The sequence below is a fragment of the Hydrogenophaga intermedia genome (genome assembly GCF_000723405.1).
In the GTDB taxonomy this organism is placed as follows: domain Bacteria; phylum Pseudomonadota; class Gammaproteobacteria; order Burkholderiales; family Burkholderiaceae_C; genus Hydrogenophaga; species Hydrogenophaga intermedia.
Map to the genome: position 1 here is coordinate 1 of NZ_CCAE010000018.1, position 21,572 is coordinate 21,572.

The 21,572-nt window shown below is 69.3% G+C and carries 19 protein-coding genes; 8 read left to right on the top strand and 11 right to left on the bottom strand.

Annotation, left to right across the window (positions count from 1 at the left end; genetic code table 11):
* The 4 genes from BN948_RS12190 to guaD all read left to right on the top strand — a co-directional run.
* Window positions 1-813: aromatic ring-hydroxylating oxygenase subunit alpha (locus BN948_RS12190; protein ID WP_035621855.1), on the top strand; the 813-nt coding region annotated here is incomplete at its 5' end.
* 117 nt (window positions 814-930) lie between these two features.
* Complete coding sequence (locus tag BN948_RS12195; RefSeq protein WP_009517912.1) at window positions 931-1,935, top strand: adenosine deaminase; 1,005 nt, start codon at window positions 931-933, stop codon at window positions 1,933-1,935.
* 158 nt (window positions 1,936-2,093) lie between these two features.
* Entirely contained in the window at window positions 2,094-3,194 is a 1,101-nt protein-coding gene (locus BN948_RS12200) for a BMP family ABC transporter substrate-binding protein (RefSeq protein ID WP_009517913.1), read from the top strand.
* Window positions 3,195-3,267: 73 nt separating this feature from the next.
* Window positions 3,268-4,551, top strand: coding sequence for a guanine deaminase (gene guaD, locus BN948_RS12205; protein WP_009517914.1), 1,284 nt, complete (start codon window positions 3,268-3,270; stop codon window positions 4,549-4,551).
* Window positions 4,552-4,594: 43 nt separating this feature from the next.
* Here guaD and BN948_RS12210 read toward each other — a convergent pair whose 3' ends face one another.
* The 10 genes from BN948_RS12210 to hemP form a co-directional block, all read right to left on the bottom strand.
* Window positions 4,595-6,538, bottom strand: coding sequence for a metallophosphoesterase family protein (locus tag BN948_RS12210; protein WP_009517915.1), 1,944 nt, complete (start codon window positions 6,536-6,538; stop codon window positions 4,595-4,597).
* A gap of 153 nt (window positions 6,539-6,691) precedes the next feature.
* Window positions 6,692-7,690: a cytochrome d ubiquinol oxidase subunit II gene (locus BN948_RS12215; protein ID WP_009517916.1), complete on the bottom strand. Its 999-nt coding sequence runs from the start codon at window positions 7,688-7,690 to the stop codon at window positions 6,692-6,694.
* A 26-nt stretch (window positions 7,691-7,716) separates the two neighbouring features.
* Window positions 7,717-9,078 (bottom strand): cytochrome ubiquinol oxidase subunit I, encoded by a 1,362-nt coding sequence (locus tag BN948_RS12220; RefSeq protein ID WP_009517917.1) that lies wholly within the window; start codon window positions 9,076-9,078, stop codon window positions 7,717-7,719.
* Window positions 9,079-9,102: 24 nt separating this feature from the next.
* Window positions 9,103-9,693, bottom strand: a complete 591-nt coding sequence (locus tag BN948_RS12225; protein WP_009517918.1) for a GbsR/MarR family transcriptional regulator — start codon at window positions 9,691-9,693, stop codon at window positions 9,103-9,105.
* Between the two features lie 109 nt (window positions 9,694-9,802).
* Complete coding sequence (locus BN948_RS12230; RefSeq protein ID WP_009517921.1) at window positions 9,803-10,603, bottom strand: heme ABC transporter ATP-binding protein; 801 nt, start codon at window positions 10,601-10,603, stop codon at window positions 9,803-9,805.
* On the bottom strand, window positions 10,600-11,682 hold the full coding sequence (locus BN948_RS12235; protein ID WP_009517922.1) for a FecCD family ABC transporter permease: 1,083 nt from the start codon (window positions 11,680-11,682) through the stop codon (window positions 10,600-10,602). Before BN948_RS12235 ends, BN948_RS12230 begins: the two co-directional genes overlap by 4 nt.
* The gene (locus BN948_RS12240; RefSeq protein WP_009517924.1) at window positions 11,679-12,563 is read right to left on the bottom strand and encodes a heme/hemin ABC transporter substrate-binding protein; all 885 of its coding nucleotides are present in this window, start codon (window positions 12,561-12,563) and stop codon (window positions 11,679-11,681) included. The genes BN948_RS12235 and BN948_RS12240 overlap by 4 nt, the downstream gene beginning before the upstream one ends.
* 10 nt (window positions 12,564-12,573) lie before the next feature.
* Window positions 12,574-13,647: a hemin-degrading factor gene (locus BN948_RS12245; protein WP_009517925.1), complete on the bottom strand. Its 1,074-nt coding sequence runs from the start codon at window positions 13,645-13,647 to the stop codon at window positions 12,574-12,576.
* Between the two features lie 20 nt (window positions 13,648-13,667).
* Window positions 13,668-15,884: a TonB-dependent hemoglobin/transferrin/lactoferrin family receptor gene (locus tag BN948_RS12250; RefSeq protein ID WP_035621858.1), complete on the bottom strand. Its 2,217-nt coding sequence runs from the start codon at window positions 15,882-15,884 to the stop codon at window positions 13,668-13,670.
* A gap of 107 nt (window positions 15,885-15,991) precedes the next feature.
* The gene (hemP, locus tag BN948_RS12255) at window positions 15,992-16,174 is read right to left on the bottom strand and encodes a hemin uptake protein HemP (RefSeq protein ID WP_009517928.1); all 183 of its coding nucleotides are present in this window, start codon (window positions 16,172-16,174) and stop codon (window positions 15,992-15,994) included.
* Between the two features lie 96 nt (window positions 16,175-16,270).
* Here hemP and dcd point away from each other — a divergent pair, with 96 nt between their 5' ends.
* The 3 genes from dcd to BN948_RS12270 all read left to right on the top strand — a co-directional run bounded on the left by dcd (window position 16,271) and on the right by BN948_RS12270 (window position 19,371).
* A complete protein-coding gene (gene dcd, locus BN948_RS12260) occupies window positions 16,271-16,837 on the top strand; it encodes a dCTP deaminase (RefSeq protein ID WP_009517930.1) in 567 nt (188 codons plus the stop codon).
* A 52-nt stretch (window positions 16,838-16,889) separates the two neighbouring features.
* Window positions 16,890-17,771 carry a KPN_02809 family neutral zinc metallopeptidase gene (ypfJ, locus tag BN948_RS12265; protein WP_009517932.1) on the top strand — a complete coding sequence of 294 codons (882 nt, stop codon included), beginning with the start codon at window positions 16,890-16,892 and terminating at the stop codon, window positions 17,769-17,771.
* Window positions 17,772-17,922: 151 nt separating this feature from the next.
* Window positions 17,923-19,371, top strand: a complete 1,449-nt coding sequence (locus BN948_RS12270; protein WP_009517933.1) for a DEAD/DEAH box helicase — start codon at window positions 17,923-17,925, stop codon at window positions 19,369-19,371.
* A 23-nt stretch (window positions 19,372-19,394) separates the two neighbouring features.
* On the opposite strand, the gene BN948_RS12275 is transcribed toward BN948_RS12270, so the two are convergent.
* Window positions 19,395-20,228, bottom strand: coding sequence for a symmetrical bis(5'-nucleosyl)-tetraphosphatase (locus BN948_RS12275; RefSeq protein WP_009517937.1), 834 nt, complete (start codon window positions 20,226-20,228; stop codon window positions 19,395-19,397).
* A gap of 23 nt (window positions 20,229-20,251) precedes the next feature.
* On the opposite strand from BN948_RS12275, the gene BN948_RS12280 reads away from it, so the two are divergent.
* Entirely contained in the window at window positions 20,252-21,571 is a 1,320-nt protein-coding gene (locus BN948_RS12280) for a hemolysin family protein (protein WP_009517938.1), read from the top strand.
* Window position 21,572: the final 1 nt, after the last annotated feature.

Sequence of the window (21,572 nt, forward strand, 5' to 3'; positions counted from 1 at the left end):
TTCCCCGGCCCGCGGCTGGAATGCGCCTACCACGGCTGGCAGTTCGAGGCCGGCGGGCGCTGCCGTCCCGTGCCCGCCTCGCCCGACTTTCAACCGCCCCCTGGCCACGCCACCACGGCATTCGAGGCGCGGGAGGCGCACGGCCTGGTCTGGGTGCGGCTGGACGCGCCCGGGGCCGAGCTCCCTGATGCGCCGCCCGCCTTCGCCGAGGCCGACGACAGCGCTTGGCGCCGCGTGGTCTGCGGCCCCTACGCGGTGGCCACCAGCGCGCCGCGCCTGGTGGAGAACTTCCTCGACCTCAGCCACTTCGGCTTCGTGCACGAGGGCTGGCTGGGCGAACGGGGCCACGCGCAGGTGATGAGCGGTGTGGTGAGCGAAAGCCCGGAAGGGGTGCAGGTGCTCAAGGCCCGCGCCTGGCAGCCGCGCGGCTACGCCGAAGCCGAGGGCGGCGCCTGGATCGATTACGCCTACGAGGTGCCGCACCCCTATGCCGCACTGCTGCGCAAGGACGCGAGCGATGGCGACCCGGTGCGCAACGCCATCGCGCTGTTCATTCGCCCGGACGGCGATGAGGCCTGCACCGCGTGGTTCGTGATGGCCACGCAGAACGACCGATCCAGTGACGAATCGCTGATCGACTTCCAGGACACGGTATTCGCGCAGGACCGGCCCGTGGTGGAATCGCAGAGCCCCAAGGCACTGCCGATCGGCCGTACCGCGCGCGTGAGCGAGGTGCACGGCCCCGCCGACCGCGTGAGCAGCGCCTACCGCCGCTACCTTCAACGCCTGGGCATCGCCCTGGGCACCTGTTGACATGAGTACACCCCCGCCGCGCTTCGCGCGACCCCCTCGAGGGGGCGGCAGCAGCGGCCCGGCAAAGCCGGTTCCGCGCTACCTCGCGACAACTTCCTTTTCATCCGGAGTGTTTCAATGAGTCCAGCCGAGTTGGCTGCCCACCTGCCCAAGGCCGAACTGCACATCCACATCGAAGGCTCGCTGGAGCCCGAGCTGATCTTCGCGTTGGCGCAGCGCAACCACGTGAAGCTGCCCTACGCCAGCGTGGAAGCCCTGCGCGAGGCCTACGCCTTCACCAACCTGCAGAGCTTTCTCGACATCTACTACGCGGGCGCCAGCGTGCTGCTGCGCGAAGACGACTTCTTCGACATGGCCTGGGCCTACTTCCAGCGCGCCTACGCCGACCGCGTGATCCACGCCGAGATCTTTTTCGACCCGCAGACCCACACCGCGCGCGGTGTCGACATCGGCGTGGTCATCGGCGGGCTGCAGCGCGCCTGCGAATGGGCGCAGGCCGAGCTGGGTATCTCCAGCCGGCTCATCCTGTGCTTCCTGCGCCACCTGAGCGAGGAGGAGGCCTTCGCCACGCTGGAGACGGCGCTGCCGTACCGCCAGCACTTGATCGGCGTGGGCCTGGATTCGAGCGAGGTGGGCCACCCGCCCGAGAAGTTCTCGCGCGTGTTCGCGCGCTGCCGCGAGCTGGGGCTGCGCATCGTGGCCCACGCGGGCGAGGAGGGGCCGCCCGCCTATGTGTGGTCCGCCTTGAACGACCTGAAGGCCGAGCGCATCGACCACGGCGTGCGCTCGCTCGGTGACCCCACGCTGGTGGCGGAGCTGGCGCGCCGCCGTACGCCGCTCACCGTGTGTCCACTGTCCAACCTCAAGCTCTGCGTGGTGAAGGACCTGAGCGAGCACCCGATGAAGCAACTGCTGGACGCCGGCCTGTGCGCCACCGTCAACAGCGACGACCCGGCCTACTTCGGCGGCTACCTCAACGCCAACTTCGTGCAGACGGTGGAGGCCCTGGGTCTGTCGCGCGAGGAGGTCATCACCCTGGCGCGCAACAGCTTCGAGGCAAGTTTCATCGACGAAGACACCCGACGGCGCTACCTGGCGCGGGTGGACGCGGCGCTGGGCTGAAGGCGCGCGGTGCGGTGAATCCGCCGCGTGCCGGCCGGCGGACGCAGCGCGGGCTACGAGATCGTGCCCTGAGCAGCGCCTAAAATACCGCCCCGACGCGAGCCGGTGCTTCCCCGGCTCGCGTTTTTTCATCATTGGAAGCCATGTCGAGGAACACCATGTACAAAAACCTCGCGGCCTGGCGCGCCTTCGCGCCGGCTCTGGCCGCCTTGTTTTTCTCTCCCTTTGTCGCTCAAGCCCAGGCGGTCAAGCCGCCGGTGAAGGCCGCCTTCGTATACGTGGCGCCGCTCACCGAGGCCGGCTGGGTGCGTCAGCACGAACTCGGCCGCCAGGCCGTGCAGGCCGCGCTGGGCGATCGCGTCGAGACGCGTTTCGTCGAGAACGTGGCCGAAGGCGCCGACGCCGAGCGCGTGATCCGCGACCTCGCGCAGCAGGGCCATCACGTCATCTTCACGCCCAGCTTCGGCTACATGGAGCCCACGCTGAAGGTGGCGCGCGACTTCCCGAACGTGAAGTTCGAGTCCATCACCGGCTACAAGGCCGCGCCCAACGTGGCCACCGCGAACGCGCGCTACTACGAGGGCCGCTACCTCGCGGGCGTGGCGGCGGGCAGGCTGGCCACGCAGGCCGGCTACGTGGCGGGCTTTCCCATTCCCGAGGTGATCCAGGGCATCAACGCTTTCACGCTGGGCATGCGTTCGGTGAACCCGCGCGCCACGGTGAAGGTGGTGTGGCTGGGCGAGTGGTTCAACCCGCCGCGCGAGCGCGACGCGGCCATGACGCTGATGAACCAGGGCGCCGAGGTGCTGGCCTTTCACACCGGCAGCAACGCCGTGATGGTGGCCGCGCAGGAGCGCGGCAAGCTGGCCGTGGCCTACCACTCCGATATGCGCTCGGTGGCGCCCGACGCCCAGGTGGTGGCGGTGACCCACCGCTGGGGCGACTACTACACGCGCCGCGTGAAGGCCGTGCTGGACGGCACCTGGCGAAGCGAGCAGGTGTGGGGCGGCGTGGGGCAGGGCTTCATCCGCGTGGAGGCCTTCGGCAAGAAAGTCCCCGAAGCGGTGCAGAAGGAAGTGAACGCGCGCCAGGCCGACATGGCGGCGGGCCGCCTGCCGGTGTTCGCGGCACCGGCCTCGGCCCCCGTGCTCGGCCAGAACGGCCAAGCCGTGATCGCCGCCGGCCAGCGCCTGAGCGACGAACAGATTCTCAAGATGAACTGGTTTGTAGAAGGCGTTCAAGGCACGCTCACGCCCTGATCCGCGCGAACGCATGGCCGCCATCGGCGCGGCCATATGACAGCGCGCGCGGGGCCGTGTAGGCTCGCGGCCCATGAAAGCCTACCGTGCCAGGCTGCTGCGCTTCGACGAAGACAGCGGCGCCCCCTTGTTCGATGAAGACGGCCTGCTGGTGATCGGCCCCGACGCCACCGGCCGGGCCGTGGTGCGCGCGGCGGGTGCGCACGGCGCGCTGATCGACCGCTTTCCCGGCGTGGCCGTGGAAGCGCTGCGCGACAAGCTCATCGCACCGGGCTTCGTGGACATGCACATCCACTACCCGCAGACCGACGTGATCGGCGCGCCCGCGGCCGGCCTGCTGCCCTGGCTGGAGCACTACACCTTCCCACACGAATCGCGCTTCCAGGATCCGGTCCACGCGCGCGAGGTGGCGCGCTTCTTCTTTGACGAACTCGCCCGCAATGGCGTCACCACCGCGCTCACCTTTGCCACCTCGCACGCGGCTTCGGTGGACGCTGCCTTCGAGGAGGCCCGCGCGCGCGGCCTGCGCTTCATCACAGGCAAGGTGCTGCAGGATCGGCACAGCCCTGATGGTGTGCGCGATCAGACCGAGCAGAGCCTGATCGACACCGAGGCCGGCATCCGCCGCTGGCATGGGGTGGACCGCCTGGGCTACGCCGTCACGCCGCGCTTCGCGCCCACGAGCACGCCCGCGCAATTGCGGGGTGCCGGCGAACTGGCGGCGACGTACGGCGACGTGTGGATCCAGTCGCACGTGGCCGAGAACCGCGACGAGGTGCGCTGGGCCAGGGAGCTGTTCCCCGACAGTCGCAGTTACCTCGGCGTCTACGAGGACTTCGGCCTGCTGCGCGAGCGCGCGGTGTACGCGCACTGCATCCACCTGAGCCAGGCCGACCGCGAGCGCATGGCCGCCACCGGCGCCGTGGCGGCCGTGAGCCCCACGAGCAACCTGTTCCTCGGCAGCGGCTTCTTCGACTACCAGGCCGCTGACGCGGCCGGCATGGGCTATGGCCTGGCCAGCGACGTGGGTGGCGGCACCAGCTTCTCGCCGTTTCGCACCATGCTCGCGGCCTACACCGTGGGCCGCGAGGGCCAGACCAAGCCGGGCCTGAGCCTCACGCCCGGCCAGTTGTGGTGGCAGCACACCGCCGGTGCGGCGCGCGCGCTGGGCCTGCAGGGCGTGGTGGGCAACCTGCAGCCCGGCAACGAGGCCGACTTCGTGGTGCTGAATCCGCGGGCCACGCCGCTGCTGACGCGCAAGACCGCGCAGGCCAACAGCCTGGACGAGCTGCTGTTCGCGCTGATCGTGTTGGGCGACGACCGCGTGGTGTCGCGCACGGTGGTCAACGGGCGCTGAGGCCCGCGCCGGCTCAATGGCGGGCGCGGGCCAGCGCGGCCGATCAGCGCGCCACGATGGCCAGGCGTTCGTCGCGATTCAGCCGGGCCCAGAAGGCGCCGTTGTTGGCGTTGAAGCCCACGACCGTGGTGTTGCCGCAAGCAGCGTTCACGTCGGCCGGCTGCGCCGTGAGGTAGTTGGTCTGGTAGGCCATCGCGCTCACGCAGGCCGCGCTGGCCAGCGGCACCCAGGCCTTCGTGGTCGTGTCGTGGCGCGCGATCGCGCTGTTGGACGCGTTGCGGCCCGTTGGCGCCATGAACTCGACCACGTAGCTGTCACCCACCTTGTCATCCGCCAGCGCCCAGCCCTTGTTGGCATGCGCGGGCAGCACCACGGGTGCCTTGCCGAGCTCGGTGCCGTTGCCGTAGCTGCCCGGCAGGCCGGTGTCCGCGGCGATGTCCTTTACCGCGCCATACGGATCGATGTAGGTGCCGTCCTGCCCGTTGATGCCGCTGATGATGAGCTCGTCGCTCAGCGTGGCCGTGCCCTTGGCCTGCCAGTTCAGCAGCACCTGCTTCTTCAGGTCGATGGTGGTGCCGCGCACTTCCACTTCCTCGTCGGGCGCGCCCACGTTGACGATCCGGGCGCGCTGGCTGTTGTTGAGGTTGGGGCTGTAGCTCTGGTGGCGCTGGAAGATGTAGCGGTACATCATGGACTCCATCTCCACATTGCTGTTCGCGAAGGAATAGCCCGGGGTGGCGGACATGGTTCGTGTGCGGCTGTCGTGGCGGTTGAAGGTGTTGTTCACGCCGTCAAGCAGGCGCGCGCGGCTGCCACCGGCCGAGACGCAGGTGCTGGTTCGGTAGCTCGGGTCGTACACACCGAAGCGCTGCACGTCGGAGGGCACGCTGGAGGGGTACACGGTCTTGGCGCAGCGGTCCTTGGTGCGCACGAAGCGGTCCATCAGGGTCCAGTTCGGGGTCGCAAGCTCCCGAAGCGGGTCGGTGTTGGCGAACACCGAGTGCGTGATGAAGTAGGAGCGGTAGTCGATCCTGGGGCCCGTCACCTCGAACACCGAGGCGTTGACATCGACGAAGCCGGTGCCTTCGTTCTGCACCTTCATCATCAGGTAGTCCTGGATGCGCTCGTGCTCGCTGAAGCGGGTCTCGTAGCCCTTGTAGGCCGCATTACCCGAGATGATCTGCACGAACGGTCGCTCGGTGTTGTCACGAATGAGGCTGCGCGAGTAGTGGTGCTCGTGGCCGCTGACGTAGATCACGTCGTGTGCGGCCAGCAGCTTGCGGTACTTGTCGTAAACGTCGCGGAACAGCACGTCGTTCTCGATGGAGATGCTGCCGTCGATGATGTTTTCGCGCACCAGTCCGTAGCGGCTGCCAGCAAAGGAGTTGTGCGTCTGCAGAATGATGTGGTCGACCTTGGCGGTGTGCTTGTTCACCATGGCTTCGACGAATTCGTAGGAGCGCTCGAACCAGCCGTACGAGATGTTGATCAGCAGCACGTTGTCTCGCACCAGCGCGTAGTTCTTGTTGCGCGCGCCGGGCATGTGCTCGGCGTCGGCCGGAATGAAGGACTCGACGGCGTCGTGCCAGTCCTGGTCCGTTCCCTTGGGCTCGTGGTTGCCCATCACGGGCAGGATGGTGAGCTTGTCCTTGTACTGGTCGGCCACCTCGCGCCACAGCGCGTATTCCTCGGGCGTGCCGTTCTCGACCAGGTCGCCCACCGCGAGCACGATCTTCACGCCTTGCTGGACGTGGAAGTCGAGAACAGCCTTCATCGGATGTTGGGCGACGCCGGAGGAGCTGCCCTGGGTGTCGGGCAGCACGCCGATCCTGAGCGTGGCCGGGGTCTGGGATGCCGGCGGGGTGGTGGGCGGGTTGCCACCGTTGGCTGCGCCATCGCCACCACCGCCGCCACAGGCGGCGAGCATCAGGCTGGTGGCCAGCGCGATCGCGCTGATACGGAGTCGGGGATTGTTGTTGGCAAACATGAAGGTCTTCCGGGTTGTGTGATGCCAACGCTTGAATGCTTGGCAAGCCGACAATGCGGAAGACCGATTGCATGCACGTGAATGCATGCCCTTTGGAGACCTTTCAGGGGCATCCGATGGGATGAGCACCCATCGGACCATGGGCCGTTCGGATCAGCCGTAGCTCAGCGGGTGCGCCTTGCCCCAGAACACGCGGTACAGGTAGATCGTGTACACGATGATCATCGGCAGCGTGATCGCCACACCGATGAAGATGATGGTGAGCGAACTGGTGGCGGCGGCCGCGTCCCACACGGTGAGCCGGCCGATCACGATGTCGGGAAAGATGCTGTAGGCCAGGCCGAAGAAGGCCAGCACGAAGATCAGCACCGTGTTCACGAACACCAGCCAGCCATAACCGGCGGCGATGAGGTTCGGCCGCGTGACCACCCACTGCACCGCGAAGAAGGCCACCGCGCAGATCAGCGGCACCGGCAGCAGGGCAAAGATCTGCGGCAGACCGAACCATTTCTCGAACACCGCCGGGCTCACCAGCGGCGTGGCCACCGAGATGGCCAGCAGCGCCACGCCCATGGGCCACAGCGCGCCGCGCGCCCAGCGCACCGCCTTCTGTTGCAGCTCGCCGTCGGTCTTCATGATCAGCCAGCCCGCGCCGAGCAGCAGGTAGGCCGCGGGCAGCGTGATGGCGATGCCCAGGCTGAACAGCAGGCCGAGCACGCCGGTGTCGAAGCCCGTGATGTAGCTGCCCAGCATCCAGCCCTGCGAGGCGCTGGCGGCCAGCGAGCCGGCGAAGAAGGCGCGGTTCCAGAACGGCAGGTACTTCGTCGGCGCCTTGACGCGGAAGTCGAAGGCCACGCCGCGCAAGATCAGGCCGACGATCATGATGGCTGCCGGCAGGTACAGGGCCTGCAGCACCAGGCCGTGCGCCTTGGGAAAGGCCACCAGCAGCACGCCCACGCCCAGGACCAGCCAGGTTTCGTTGGCGTCCCAGAACGGGCCGATGCTGCTGACCATGGTGTCTTTCTGCACCTCGTCGCCCAGCGGCAGCAGCAGGCCCACGCCAAGGTCGTAGCCGTCGAGCACCACATAGGCCAGCAGCGCAAGGCCCATCACGGCCATGAAGATCAGGGGGAGGAATTCGGCCCAGGTCATGTCGTGTCTCCTTTGCTCGCGGCCGCTCAGGCGCCGGCCTTGCCCATTTCGCCGGAGGGCGCTTCGGGCGCGTGTTTCACGGGGTTTTCGGCCATGTACTTGAGCACGCCGACGTAGGTGATCAGCAGCAGGCCGTACACCACGAGGTAGGCCACGAGCGTGGCGGCCACGTTGGCCGGCGCGATCGGCGTCACCACGTCGGCCGTGCGCAGCAGGCCGTAGACGATGAAGGGCTGGCGGCCGATTTCCGTGACGTACCAGCCCGCCAGCGTGGCCAGCCAGCCCGAGAAGGTCATGGCCGCGAGTGTCCACAACAGCGGGCGCGGCAGCGCGATGCGCGCACTGGTGCGCTGCGGCCAGACCTTCCACACGCTCCACAGCGCCACCAGCAGCATCAGCGTGCCCACGCCCACCATCACGCGAAAGGCATAGAACACCGGGGCCACGGGCGGGTGCGCGTTCGGGAATTCCGACAGCCCCTTGATCTCGGCGTCCCAGTCGTGCGCCAGGATGAGGCTGCCCAGCTTGGGCACCTTGAGCGCGTAGTGCGTGGTGCGCTCGGCCTCATCGGGAATGCCGATCAGCGTGAGCGGCGCGCCGCGCTCGGTCTCCCAGATGCCTTCGAGCGCGGCAATCTTGGCGGGCTGGTGCTGCAGGGTGTTCAGGCCGTGCAGGTCGCCCACGAAGATCTGCACCGGCGCCAGCAGCACGGCCGCGAAGACGGCGGTGCGCAGGGCCTTGTGCGTGCCGCCCGTGGCACTGCCCTTGATGAGCTGCCACGCGCACAGCCCCGCCACGAGGAAGGACGCGGTGAGCCCCGAGGCCAGCAGCTTGTGCGCCAGGCGGTAGGGAAACGATGGGTTGAAGACGATGGCGAACCAGTCCAGCGGCATGAACTCGCCGTTGACCAACTCGGCACCCGCGGGCGTCTGCATCCAGGAGTTGAGACTGAGGATCCAGAAGGCCGAGAAGGTGGTGCCCAGCGCCACGAGGAAGGTGGCGATGAGGTGCACGCGTTCGCTCACGCGGCCCCGGCCGAACAGCATGATGCCGAGGAAGCTGGCCTCGAGGAAGAAGGCGGTGAGCACCTCGTAGCCGAGCAGCGGGCCGGCGATGTTGCCCGCCTTTTCCATGAAGCCGGGCCAGTTGGTGCCGAACTGGAAGCTCATGGTCACGCCCGACACCACGCCGAGCGCGAAGCTCAGCGCGAACACCTTGGTCCAGAAGTAGTACGCCTCTTCCCAGGCCTGTTCGCGCGTCTGCACGAAGCGGATGCGGAAGAACAGCAGGAACCAGCCCAGGGCGATGGTGATGGTGGGGAAGAGGATGTGGAAGCTGATGTTCGCGGCGAACTGCAGGCGCGAGAGCAGCAGGGTGTCGAGGTCCATGGGGCGATCCTTCTTGCCGTGGGGTCAGGCCGCGTTCTTCTTGTCGGGGCGCGCGGCGGGGGCCTTGCCGGTGAGCCGGTCCTTCAGTTCGAGCACACGCGTGACCGTAGCGCCCATGCCCATGAGTTGCAAGGCCGTTTCGGGCGCGAGCTTCTGCACGTCGTCGAACCAGGTCATGAGGCGGTCGATGAGGTCGTGCATCTCGCGCATGCGCTGCTGAGCGTGGCGCTCGGCCTCGGACGACGGCGTCTCCAGCAGCGCGGTGCGCAGCATCGACAGCGTGGGCTCGATCTCTCGGCGGCGGCGTTCCTCCGCCAGCACGCGAAAGATCTCCCACACGTCGGCGGGCGCCTCGAAGAACTCGCGGCGGTCACCCGCGAAATGGCGCAAGCGCACCAGACGCCAGGCCTGCAGCTCCTTCAGGCCCATGCTGACGTTGGAGCGCGAGAACTCCAGCGTCTCGGCGATCTGGTCGGCGCACAGCGGCTCGTTGCTGATGTACAGCAGGGCGTAGATCTGCCCCACGGTGCGGTTGATGCCCCAGCGGCTGCCCATCTCCCCGAAGTGGGCGACGAACTCGCGGTTGAGGGGCGGGAGGTGGTCTTGCAGCGGCATGGCCGGCACTGTAGCCGGTTTCGCCTGAAATTTCAGTAATTACTGAAAATTCAGGATGCGGAAAAGGGATTTGGATCGGCGCTGCCGCCGCCCCGGCCGGCCCCGGACTTCAGGGCGTCATCACGAACTGCGGCACGCCCGCCGGGTCGCGCACCGGGTGGGCCTTCACGCGCCAGACCGTCTGCACCAGCGCGGCGGTGAGCGCGTCGGCGGTGGCGCCCTGGGCCACCAGGTGCCCGTGCGCCAGCACCCACACGCGGTCGGCGTAGCGCAGCGCCAGGTTCAGGTCGTGCAGCACCATGAGCACGCCGATGCCCTGCGCGCGCGACCAGTCGCGCAGCGCGGACAGGCACTGGTGCTGGTGCCGCAGGTCGAGCGCGGCGGTGGGTTCGTCGAGCAGCAGCCAGCGCGGCAAGCCGTCGGGGCTGGGCCGCCACACCTGGGCCATGACGCGCGCGATCTGCACGCGCGCGCGTTCACCGCCGCTGAGCTGGCGGATGCCGCGCCGCGCGAGCGCATCGACCGAGACACCCTGCATGGCGGCGCGCACGATGGCGGCTTCGTCGGGCTCCGGTTGCAGCCGGTGCGGGTAGCGGCCCAGGTCCACCACCTCCTGCGCGGTGAAGTCGAAGGCGGGCACGAGGTCTTGTGGCAGGTAGGCGCGATGGCGCGCGAACGAGGCCGCGGTGGTGGTGTCGAGCGGCTGGCCGTTGAGCCACACGCGGCCCGCGTCGGCGCGCTGCAGGCCACCGAGCACGCCCAGCAGGGTGGACTTGCCCGCGCCGTTGGGGCCAAGGATCACGCCGACCTCGCCCGCGCGCAGCGCGAAGTCCACGCCCCGCAACACCTCACGTGCGCCGTGCCGCACGCGCAGGCCTTCGGCGCGCAGCGATTGATGATCGCCGCTCACAGCGTTCTCGCGTGCGCGCTGCGCAGCAGGGCCAGGAAGAAGGGCACGCCCACCGCGGCGGTGATGACGCCCAGTGGCAGTTCGGCGGGTGCGAACGCGGTGCGCGCCCAACCGTCGGCCACCAGCACCAGGCAGGCGCCCAGCAGGGCCGCGCCCGGCAGCACCCAGCGGTGGTCGGGCCCGGCGAGCAGGCGCACGATGTGGGGTGCCACCAGACCGATGAAACCGACGATGCCGGTGGTGGCCGTGATGGCACCCACCGCGAGCGCCGTGACCACGATGCACAGGCGCTTGAGCCCTTCCACCCGCACGCCCAGCATCACGGCCTGCGCCTCGCCCAGCGCCAACGCGTTGAGCGCGCCCGCCAGGCGCAGGCCGATGCCCAGCGCCACGGCGGTGATGCCGCTGACCAGCAGCACCGCGCTCCAGCGCGCGCCGCCGAGGCTGCCCAGCAGCCAGAACTGCAGGTTGCGCAATTGCTCGTCGGTGGCCAGGAAGTTCAACAGGCCCAGGCCCGCGCCCGCCAGCGCGTTGACCGCGATGCCGGCGAGCAGCATGAGGCCCACGCGCGTGCCGCCCTCGCTGTGCGAGAGCAGGTAGATGAGCGCGGTGACCGCGAGGCCGCCCGCGAAGGCCATCAGCACCAGGGGCCAACTGCCCAGGGCGCGCGGCAGATCGGGCAGCCAGGTGGCGCCGAGCACGATGGTGAAGCCCGCCGCCAGCGCCGCGCCGCTGCTCACGCCGATGAGGCCCGGATCGGCCAGCGGGTTGCGGAACAGGCCCTGCATGAGCGCGCCGGCCAACCCCAGGCCCGCGCCCGCGGCCACGCCCAGCAGCAGGCGCGGCAGGCGGATGTTGAAGAAGACGAGTTCGGGCCCGCTGCGCGCGGCCTCGGCGCCGCTGGTGAGCGCACCCCACAGCAGCGTGGGCAGCTCACGCAAGGGCAGACCGTAGGCACCTTGGCCGGCCGCCCACAGGGCGCACAGAAGGAGCAGCAGGCCCAGCAGGGCGAGGGTCCAGGGCCCGCGCGGCTCTCCGGGCGGCCAGGGCGAAGTGGCCGTGCGCACGAGCGTGTTCAAGCGACCACCAGGCGTTGGTGCAGATCACCCACCACATGCGGCATGCGGGGGCCGAAGCCCAGCAGCTCCAGCGCGTCCAGGTGCACCAGTGCGCGGCCGCTGTCGCGGCGTTGCCAGGCGGGGGTGAGTTGCACCTCGGGGCGGCGCCAGAACGTGGCCTCGCCGCCGACGGCTTCGATGCCCTGCGTGGTGGTGAGGATCACGTCGGGCGCGGCGGCGGCCATGGCCTCGGCTGTCATGGGCCGGTAGCCCTTGAAGCCCGAGAGCGCGTTGCGCGCGCCGGCGAAGCCGATGAGGGCGTTGGCGGCCGTGGCCTCGCCGGCCACCATGGGGCTGCCGCTGTGGGCCAGCACGAACAGCACGCGCCGCGGCTTGCCCTGGTGCGCCTTCACGCGCTGTTGCGTCTGTTCCCATTGCGCGTCCAGCGTGGCCAGCAGGTCCTGCGCGGCGCGCGCTTTCGAAGCGGCGCGGCCGACGGCCTGCACCTTGCGGCGCACCTCGGTCCAGTCGTGGGTGGTGTCGATCAGGTCGACCTTCACGCCGGCCGATCGCAACTGGTCGAGCACCACGGGCGGGCCCGCGTCGCCTTGGGCGATGACGGCGTCGGGCCGCAGCGAGAGCAGGCCCTCGGCCGAGAGCTGGCGCATGTAGCCCACCTTGGGCGTGGCCAGCGCGGCGGCCGGGTAGAGGCTGGTGGTGTCGGTGCCCACGAGCTGGTCCTGCGCGCCCAGCGCGTAGACCACCTCGGTGATGCCACCACCCACCGTGACCAGACGCGGCGCGCGGGGCTGGCCTTGTGCGAAGGCGGGCAGGGTGGCGCTGGTGGCCAGGGCGGCGGCGCCCTGCAGCAGCGCGCGGCGGCGCGGGAAGTCGTGTGCCATGGCGCGCTCCTCAGGCCGGGGTGGGCGCATCCACCGTGGGCCGCTGCGCGAGGATGCCGCGCCAGGCGCCTCGTTCGGCCTGGCCGGGTTTGCGTGCGCCGAAGAACATGGCCATCAATTCACCGCCCGCATCGAAGGCCTCCAGCGAGGTGACGACGCCGTCGCTGGTGGGCTTCTCCACCACCCAGACCTCGTCGATGAGGTCTTCGCGCAGGTGCAGGTTGAAGCCGGGGTCGAGCACGTTGAGCCAGACCTGGCCTTTCATCTCCATCGGCTCCACGCGCTTGACGGGGCCGGTGTGAATCTGGATGCAGCCCGGGCTGCCCACGAAGACCATGATGGGCGTGCCGTCGAAGCTGGCGTCGCTGAGCGTGTCGCGCACGGCGTGGCGGTCCACCCGGCGCGTGTAGCGGCCCTCCACCAGGCGGAAGCTCTGGCGGCGCTCGACGCCGAACTGGCGCAGCAGCGGGAAGAACTGGTGCGTGTCGGTCATGGCGCCCCAGGCCTCGGAGAAGGCCTTGGCGTCGACCGACGCGGAGGCCTTCGCGGTGGGCGAGGACACGGGTTCGAAGCTGGGCGCGGCGGCAGGGTCTTGCCACTGGCCGACGACGCGGCGCCAGGCCTCGCGGTCGGTGGTCTCGCGCACGTAGATCTTGTGCACGGCGGTGCCGTGCCGGTCGAAGAACTGCAGGCTGGGCAGGACCTCGTTGCCGGGGTTCTGCGGCAACTCGGTCACGGCCAGGCCGGCGTGCCACTGGTGGAAGAACAGGCGCAGGTCGATGTCTTCGCCGAGGGCCAGGCCGATGGCGCCCTCGCCCGAGAGCTTCTCGTACACGCCGGTCTTCTCGTGCACCACGCCCTCGTTGCGCGTGAGCGCGAGCAGCGGCCCGCAGGGCTTGAGCGATTGCAGCAGCGCCAGCCATTCGGTCTTGAGCGCGACGGCGCGCGTGGGACCGTCGGTGGCGCCGATGTGCGCGGCCAGGGCCGCGCCTTCGCTCACGCCGATGGCGGCGGCCGCGTCGCGGGCGCGAAGGCCCTTGGCGCGCGCGGCCTGGTAGGCGGTCCGGAGCTCGTGGGTGTCCATGTTGTTTCTCCTTGGGGGGCTCAGAAGTCGGTGACCAGCGCCACCGACAGGCTGCGGCCGGGCGAGGTGTAGGCGTCCAGCGTGGCCAGGTTGCCGGCCACGCCCTGCACGCTGCTCCACAGCCAGTACTTGCGGTCGGTCACGTTGTGCACGGCCGCGCTCAGGCGCGTGCTGGGGGTGATGCGCCAGGTGGCGCGCAGGTCCAGCGTGGTCCACGACGGCGTGGCGAACTGCTGCGCCGTGGTGCTGCGGTTGATGTCCGCGTCGTCCTTGGCCGCGGCGTGCGTCACCACGGCGCCCAGCGTCCAGTCGGCGATGCGGTGGTCCACGCCCATCACCAGCTTGGCCGGGTTCACGGAATTCAGCGGCTGGTCCAGCAGCGTGTCGCGGCCCCTGGTCTGGCCGTAGGCCAGCTTGAGCGTGGTGGCCGGCGTGACGGCCCAGCGGCCTTCCAGCTCGAACCCGCTGAGCTTGACGCGGCCGCGGTTGATGGCCTGGAAGAGGATGGGATTGCCCGGCGCGCCGGTGCCACCCACGCGCACGTTGTCCTCGATGAAGTCCTTGTAGCGGCCGGTGAAGGCGGTGGCCAGCCAGTGGAAGCGGCCGTGCTCGCCACGCGCGCCGAGTTCCAGGGTCTGGCTGGTCTCGGGTTTGAGGTCCGGGTTGGGCAGGGTGCGGTAGTTGGCGAGCGCGTTCTGGAAGAAGTTGTTGAGCTGCAGCGGGCTGGGCGCCTTGAAGCCTGCGGCCGCGTTGGCGAACACCTGCCAGTGCGGCTGGGGCCGGAAGATCAGGCCCAGCTTGGGTGAGAGCGCGCTGTCGGACAGCTCGGCCGGCGTCAGCGGGTACAGCGGGCTGCTTTGCGGCTTGAGCGAGAAGCGGTCGTAGCGCAGCGCGGGGATGAGGCTCCAGCGTTCGTTCACGAACTCGCTCTGCACGAAGAGCGCACTGTTGGTCTCGCGCGTCTTGGGGAAGCGCTGCAGCGGGTAGGTCTCGTAGGCCGGGCCGGCCACGCCGGTGACCAGGTTGTCGAGCTCGGCCACCGAGATGTCGGCGCCATAGATGAGTGTGTGAGCCCAGCCGTTGCCGAGCGAGCGCGTGCGCTCGGCCTGCAGCACGGCCTGCCAGAGGTCTTCGGTGTAGGTGACGTCGCGCTCGCGCACGTTGGGCACGGCGGTGCGCACCTCGCGCGACCACTCGCCCGACTCGGACTGCTGGTAGCCCACGGTGGCGCGCAGCGAATCGGCCCAGGCGGACTGCAACTGGAAGCGGCCGTCCCAGCTCGCGCGCGTGCGCTGCATCTCGCTGGTGCCGTCCAGGTCCTGCACGCCGCTGGCGGTGGGCGATCGGCCGGTGTAGCCCTCGACCTCGGTGTCCTTGTCCACGTGCTCGAGGGTGAAGGTGTGCGTCTGGCCGGCACCGGGCGTGAGGATGAGCTTGCCGAGGGCGGAGACGCTCTTGTCCTTCTGCGGGTTGGGTGCGGTGCGGTTGCTGTCGAGCGAGTGGTTCTCGCCCATGTTGTCGAGTGCCTTGGCGCGGCCCACCTGCACGCTGCCCAGCCACTGCAGGCTGTCGCTGGCAATGCCCGCGAGCGTGGCGCCCGTGCCCACGCTCTTGTCCTCGGTGTCGGTGCGCACGCCCACGCGGCCACCGAAGGTCTGGCCGTTCTTCAGCAGGTCCCTGGGTGCGGTGGTGGTCATGGACACCATGCCGGCCAGGCCGTCGGAGCCATACAGCGCCGAGGCCGCGCCGCGCAGGATCTCCACACGCGAGATCAGGCCGAGGTCGTAGTAGTCGCGGCCGAAGGCGGCGGCGCCGAACACCTGGTTGTTGAGTTCGCGCGGCATGCGGATGCCGTCGACCGTGAGCAGCACGCGGTTGCCGTCCAGGCCGCGGATGTTGAAGCCGGCGTTGCCGTCGCGGCCGGTGGAGCCGGTGACCGCGCCGAAGCGCTGCGGCGCGCGCTTGACCTCCACGTTGGGCAGCTCGCGAACCAGTTCGCGGATGTCCTGCGCGCGCGTCGGGTCCAGCGCCTCGCCTTCGATCACGTCGATGCGGGCGGGCACGTCGTCCAGCTCACGCTCGCTGCGCGAGCCGGAGATCACCACCGGCTTGAGTGAACCGGCAGAGGCCGTGGTGGTGGTTTGTGCATGGGCCGGCGCGGCCGCGAGCAGCGCGCAGGCGAGCGCGACGGGATGGAGGACGGAAAGGGGGGAAGCGGAAAGGGAATGGCGTGGCACGAGTGCACCCGTTGTGTGTTGTGGAAGACACGGGCTGGCTCGCGCGCCGCGAAGCGGCAACTGGCTGGCTGAGAAAAGCGGCGCGCGCCGTGGCGCGCCAGCGGAACCTACTTGGTGAGGATCAGCTTGTTCTGTGCGGTCAGGCTCAGCTTGTAGTGCTGGCCGTCGTGTTCGATGAACACGTCGCGCCGGCCGCCGCTGAGCTGGCCGAACTGCACCTGCACGGCCGGCACCTGAACGGGTGCGGGCGTGGGGGGCGTGGACGGAGGGGCGGGTTTGACGGAAGGCATGCCGCCATCATAAACACAAATGCGAACTATTCGCAACAAGATGCAAAAAGAAATCGGTGAAGGGATGCCAATGGCCGCTGCCTACAATCGCCGCCCATGAGCATCAAGAGCGACAAGTGGATCCGCCGCATGGCCGAACAGCACGGCCTGATCGAACCCTTCGAGCCCGGGCAGGTCCGCGAGGTCGACGGCAAGCGCGTCATCAGCTACGGCACCAGCAGCTACGGCTACGACATCCGCTGCGCGCCCGAATTCAAGGTGTTCACCAACATCCACAGCACGGTGGTGGACCCGAAGAACTTCGACGAGAACAGCTTCGTCGACATCAACAAGGACGTCTGCGTCATCCCGCCCAACAGCTTCGCGCTGGCGCGCACGCTGGAGTACTTCCGCATCCCGCGCAACGTGCTCACCATCTGCCTGGGCAAAAGCACGTACGCGCGCTGCGGCATCATCGTCAACGTGACGCCCTTTGAGCCCGAGTGGGAAGGCTACGTGACGCTGGAGTTCAGCAACACCACGCCGCTGCCGGCCAAGATCTACGCGGGCGAGGGCTGCGCGCAGGTGCTCTTCTTCGAAAGTGACGAGGTCTGCGACGTGTCCTACAAGGACCGCGGCGGCAAGTACCAGGGCCAGGTGGGCGTGACGCTGCCCAAGGCCTGATCTCTGGCCTACCATCGCGAACCTGCCCGCGCACCGGGCGAAGGAGTTCGCGATGAAGTGGGAAAACAACCGGCAGTCCGATCAGATCGAGGACCGGCGCAACAGCCCCGGCGGGGGTGGGCGCATGCCGCGCATCGGCGGTGGCCGGGGCATCGGCATCGGCACCATCGCCATCGCGCTGATCGCGGGCTGGGTGTTCGGCATCAACCCGCTCACCATCCTGGGCGCGCTGGACGGCGGCGGCCTGCAGGCCCCCGTGGAAGCGCCGCAGGCCCAGACCGGCGCACCCAGCGACGACATGGGCCGCTTCGTGGCCGCCGTGCTGGGCGGCACCGAGGACGCCTGGGGCGGCATCTTCCAGGCCGCCAACGCCCAGTACCAGAAGCCGCGCCTGGTGCTGTTTCGCGGCGCCACGCCCACGGCCTGCGGCACCGGGCAGTCGGCCATGGGGCCGTTCTACTGTCCGGGCGATCAGAAGGTCTACATCGACCTGAGCTTCTACGACACCCTGCGCCGCCAGCTCGGCGCGCCGGGCGACTTCGCCCAGGCCTACGTGATCGCGCACGAGGTGGGCCACCACGTGCAGAACCTCATGGGCATCACCGACCAGATGGAGAAGGCGCGCGGCCGTGTGAGCGAGCGCGAGTACAACGCGCTGTCGGTGCGGCTGGAGCTGCAGGCCGACTGCTTCGCGGGCATCTGGGCGAACCACAACCACAAGAGCGGCCAGATCCTCGAGCCCGGTGACGTGGAGGAGGCGCTCAATGCGGCCGCGGCCATCGGCGACGACGCGCTGCAGAAGAAAAGGCAGGGCCACGTGGTGCCCGACAGCTTCACCCACGGCACCAGCGAGCAGCGCCAGCGCTGGTTCCACAAGGGGCTGGAGACAGGTGACGTGCGCGCCTGCGACACGTTCAAAACAAGCTCACTCTGACCACCCCCGCCGCGCTTCGCGCGACCCCCTCGAGGGGGCGGCGCCAACGGCCCGGCGAAGCCGGTTCCGTGTCGCCCCTGGACGGGTACCGGGCGGGGTTGTTGGGTGGGTGCGACAATAGCGGGCTTACCGCCACCCTGGCGCTCCCGACATGACCCAAAGCTTCTCCGAACTCAATCTCGCGCCCGCGCTGGCGAAGGCCGTGGCCGAAATGGGCTACGAGACCATGACGCCGATCCAGGCGCAGGCCATTCCCCAGGTGCTCACCGGGCGCGACGTGATGGGCGCCGCCCAGACCGGCACCGGCAAGACCGCCGCCTTTTCCCTGCCGCTGCTGCAGCGCCTGCTCAAGCACGAAAACGCGTCCACCTCGCCCGCGCGCCACCCGGTGCGCGCCCTGGTGCTGCTGCCCACGCGCGAACTGGCCGACCAGGTGGCCGAGCAGGTCAAGCTCTACGCCAAGTACACGCAGTTGCGCAGCACGGTGGTGTTCGGCGGCATGGACATGAAGCCGCAGACCCTGGAGCTGAAAAAGGGCGTGGAGGTGCTGGTGGCCACGCCGGGCCGTCTGCTGGACCACATCGAGGCCAAGAACTGTGTGCTGAACCAGGTCGAGTACGTGGTGCTCGACGAGGCCGACCGCATGCTCGACATCGGCTTCCTGCCGGACCTGCAACGCATCCTGAGCTACCTGCCCAAGCAGCGCACCACGCTGCTGTTCTCGGCCACCTTCTCGCCCGAGATCAAGCGCCTGGCCAACAGCTACCTGCAAGACCCCATCACCGTGGAGGTGGCGCGCTCCAACGCCACGGCCTCCACCGTCGAGCAGCACTTCTACCGCGTCGACGACGACGACAAGCGCGGCACGCTGCGCCAGATCCTGCGCGACCGTGGCTTGAAACAGGCCTTCGTGTTCGTCAACAGCAAGTTGGGTTGCGCGCGCTTGGCGCGCTCGCTGGAGCGCGACGGCCTGAACACCGCCGCGCTGCACGGCGACAAGAGCCAGGACGAGCGCCTGAAGGCACTGGACGCTTTCAAGCAGGGCAACGTCGACCTGCTGGTCTGCACCGACGTGGCCGCGCGCGGCCTGGACATCAAGGACGTGCCGGCGGTGTTCAACTTCGACATCCCGTTCAACGCCGAGGACTACGTGCACCGCATCGGCCGCACGGGCCGCGCGGGCGCCTCGGGCCTGGCGGTGTCCTTCGTCTCCGGTCGCGACGCGCGTCTGGTGGGCGAGCTGGAAAAGCTGCTGGGCAAGAAGCTGGAGATCGAGGCGCTGGAGCTGGAGCAGGACCGCCGCCCCGCCGGCCGGTTCAACGACGGCCAGCGCGCCTGGCAGCGCGAGGAAGGCGAGCGCGAACCGCGCGAGTCCCGTCCGCCACGCGCGCCGTCGGCCCCCCGCGTGTCGCGTGCGCCGGCCGATCCCTTCTTCGACCAGCCCTACGAGGCCAAGCCCGTGAGCGAGGACGCCCCGCCGCCGCAATGGGACACGGCGCAGCGCGCGAACGCGCCCAAGAGCCTGTCGCCCAACATCAAGCAGCGCCGCAAGGTGCCCGCGCTGTTCAAGTCCAGCGCGCCGCCGCCGGCCAATTCGTGATCGGCCGGATCAGCGTCGCCTGATCACTTGCCCGGTCGCTGCGACTGGGCGCATTTCACCTCGAAGCGCTCCACCTCACCCGGCCCCGCACCCAGCCGCGCGGCCGTGAGGCAGCCGCCCCACACGCAACCCGTGTCCAGCGCCAGCAGGTCCGGCTGGTGCACGCCGCGCAGCGTGGACCAGTGGCCGAAGGCCACCGGTGTGTCCGCCGTGCGTCGCCCCGGCACCTCGAACCAGGCGAAATGCCCCTCGGGCGCGGCGCCGGCGCCGTCCTTGGTCTCGAACTCCATCTCTCCTTCGGCCGTGCAGAAGCGCAGCCGCGTGAAGGCGTTGACGATCACGCGCAGGCGGTCGCTGCCTTGCAGCGTGTCCGCCCAGCGCGCGGGCTGGTTGCCGTACATCTGGTGCAGGAAGTCGCCCCAGTCAGGTGCCTGCAGAACGGTCTCCACCTCGTGAGCCAGCCGCAGGGCCTCGGCTGCGTCCCACTGCGGCAGCACGCCCGCGTGCACCAGCAGCCAGCCGCGCTCCATCAGGGCCAAGGGGCGCTGGCGCAGCCAGTCGAGCAGTTCCACACGGTCGGGCGCGGACAGGATGTCGCCGATGGTGTCGCTGCGATGCGGCTTGCGCACGCCCTGGGACACCGCGAGCAGGTGCAGGTCGTGGTTGCCCAGCAGGCACTGCCCGCTGCCGCCGAGCGCGATCAGGCGACGCAGCGCGGCCAGCGACGCGGGGCCCCGGTTGACCAGGTCGCCCAGCACCACCAGGCGGTCCCGGCTCGGGGAGAAGTCGATCCGCTCGAGCAAGCGGCCCAGGGCTTCGTCACAGCCTTGCACATCGCCAATGAGATAAATTGCCATCGCCCGATTATGGGTAGGACCCCATGGACACCCTCCTCATCGTCTTCCTGACCTTGCTCAATGGCGCGTTCGCCATGTCCGAGCTCGCGCTCGCCTCCAGCCGCAAGGCACGTCTGGCGGCCATGGCCGAGGCCGGCGATAAGGGCGCGCACACGGCGCTGCTACTGCTCGACAACCCCACGCAGTTCCTCTCCTCGGTGCAGGTGGGCATCACCTCCATCGGCATGCTCAACGGCATCGTGGGCGAGGCGGCGTTCAGCGACGACCTGGGGCGGTGGTTCCAGTCGTTCGGTCTGGAGGACACGGTGGCCGGCGTGCTGGCCACGGCGATCGTGGTGACCGTCATCACCTTCATCACCATCGTCTTTGGCGAGCTGGTGCCCAAGCGCATCGGCCAGCTCTACCCCGAGGCGGTGGCGCGCTGGGTGTCGCGCCCCATGGCCGCGGTGGCGCGTGGCGCCAAACCCTTCGTGTGGCTGCTCACGCACACCACGCAGTGGGTGCTCAAGGCCCTGCGCGTGGACAACTCGGCCGCGCAGGTGGTGACCGAGGCCGAGATCGAGGCCAGCCTGGCCGAGGGCGTGGACGCCGGCATCATCGAGGCGCAGGAACACCGCATGGTGCGCAACGTGTTCGGGCTCGACGACCGGCTGCTCACCTCCATCATGGTGCGGGCCTCCGACATCGAATGGCTCGACGCGGCCACCGACGTGGACGGAGCGGTCCGTCAGGCCGCTGTCTCGGGGCACTCCTGGTACCCGGTGTGCCGGGGGGGGCTGGAAGACGTGGTGGGCGTGATCCACGTGCCGCGCTTGCTGGCGCTGCAGGCCGAAGGCGAGCAGGGCGTCGTGGGCGCGCACGCGCAGCCGGCCGTTTTCGTGCCCGAGACGCTCACGGGCATGGAGCTGCTCGAGCAGTTCCGCGCGCGGGCCTCGCGCATGGTGTTCGTGGTGGACGAGTACGGGGTGGTGCAGGGGCTGCTCACGCCGCTGGACATGCTGGAGGCCATCACCGGTGAGCTCTCGCCCGAGCTGCCACTGGACGCCTGGGCACGCCAACTGGACGACGGCACCTGGGAAGTCGATGGCGCGATGCCGGTGGCGGAGCTGAAGTCGCGCCTGGAGATCGACGCGCTGCCCGACGAGGACAAGGGCCGCTACGCCACCGTCGCGGGCCTGATGCACTCCATGGCCGGCGAGTTGCTGAACCAGGGGCAGTTTGTGGAGGGCGCGGGCTGGCGCTTCGAGGTGCGCGAGGTGGACGGTCGGCGCATCGCACGCGTGCTCATCACCCCGCTGCCGCCAGAGGAAGCCGACACCCTCGTCCCGGGCGAGGACGGCTGAG

Coding starts and splice junctions, on each gene's coding strand:
- BN948_RS12275 (WP_009517937.1), bottom strand. CDS start 20,228: ATGGCAATTTATCTCATTGGCGATGTGCAAGGCTGTGACGAAGCCCTG.
- hemP (WP_009517928.1), bottom strand. CDS start 16,174: ATGCCTTCCGTCAAACCCGCCCCTCCGTCCACGCCCCCCACGCCCGCA.
- dcd (WP_009517930.1), top strand. CDS start 16,271: ATGAGCATCAAGAGCGACAAGTGGATCCGCCGCATGGCCGAACAGCAC.
- BN948_RS12210 (WP_009517915.1), bottom strand. CDS start 6,538: ATGTTTGCCAACAACAATCCCCGACTCCGTATCAGCGCGATCGCGCTG.
- BN948_RS12200 (WP_009517913.1), top strand. CDS start 2,094: ATGTACAAAAACCTCGCGGCCTGGCGCGCCTTCGCGCCGGCTCTGGCC.
- ypfJ (WP_009517932.1), top strand. CDS start 16,890: ATGAAGTGGGAAAACAACCGGCAGTCCGATCAGATCGAGGACCGGCGC.
- BN948_RS12225 (WP_009517918.1), bottom strand. CDS start 9,693: ATGCCGCTGCAAGACCACCTCCCGCCCCTCAACCGCGAGTTCGTCGCC.
- guaD (WP_009517914.1), top strand. CDS start 3,268: ATGAAAGCCTACCGTGCCAGGCTGCTGCGCTTCGACGAAGACAGCGGC.
- BN948_RS12240 (WP_009517924.1), bottom strand. CDS start 12,563: ATGGCACACGACTTCCCGCGCCGCCGCGCGCTGCTGCAGGGCGCCGCC.
- BN948_RS12215 (WP_009517916.1), bottom strand. CDS start 7,690: ATGACCTGGGCCGAATTCCTCCCCCTGATCTTCATGGCCGTGATGGGC.
- BN948_RS12270 (WP_009517933.1), top strand. CDS start 17,923: ATGACCCAAAGCTTCTCCGAACTCAATCTCGCGCCCGCGCTGGCGAAG.
- BN948_RS12220 (WP_009517917.1), bottom strand. CDS start 9,078: ATGGACCTCGACACCCTGCTGCTCTCGCGCCTGCAGTTCGCCGCGAAC.
- BN948_RS12280 (WP_009517938.1), top strand. CDS start 20,252: ATGGACACCCTCCTCATCGTCTTCCTGACCTTGCTCAATGGCGCGTTC.
- BN948_RS12195 (WP_009517912.1), top strand. CDS start 931: ATGAGTCCAGCCGAGTTGGCTGCCCACCTGCCCAAGGCCGAACTGCAC.
- BN948_RS12245 (WP_009517925.1), bottom strand. CDS start 13,647: ATGGACACCCACGAGCTCCGGACCGCCTACCAGGCCGCGCGCGCCAAG.